The following is a 467-nucleotide window of genomic DNA, read 5'->3' as shown; positions in this document are numbered from 1 at the left end:
CACTACGAGGCCAACCTGATCGTGCAGGCTGTCGCCTGGTACCTGCGCTACTCGCTGAGCTACCGCGACACCGCGACATGGGGCAGCTATTCCCGGAACGCACTCTTGAGGTGGACGATAGCACCCTGAACCGCTGGGTTCTGGCCTACATTTCCCTCATGCAGAAGCAGCTGGGAGCTTTCCGCAAGCACATCAAGCCTCCGCCTATGCCTTACCGGTACGGCTTGCGACAGGCCCCGTCAGCTGCGGGCCCATCCAATTCCCACGTCACGCCCAGCGCTGTTCCTTCGTTCAGTAGCCTGTCAAATATGAAAGTCCGCGCTGCCGTTGTTGAACATGTTGGCGACGCCGCCGCTGTTGTAGCCGGCATGGTTGTCGGCGGCGTCGCCCGCCAGGGTGTGCCCGTTGAGGCTGACCTGATGGACGTAGAGGTTGCGGTCGGCCGTCGCGCTGCCGCCGTAGACGTC

At 62.7% G+C, this 467-nt stretch carries 1 pseudogene; it reads left to right on the top strand.

The window, feature by feature from the left end:
- Positions 1–188, top strand: a pseudogene (locus MKK64_RS27865) (IS6 family transposase); the annotation flags it as partial.
- Between the last annotated feature and the right edge of the window lie 279 nt (positions 189–467).

Origin of the sequence: Methylobacterium sp. E-025, assembly GCF_022829705.1 — a bacterium.
GTDB lineage: Bacteria > Pseudomonadota > Alphaproteobacteria > Rhizobiales > Beijerinckiaceae > Methylobacterium.
Note: the sequence above shows the minus strand (reverse complement) of the source record. Positions and strands in the feature narration are given on the sequence as shown.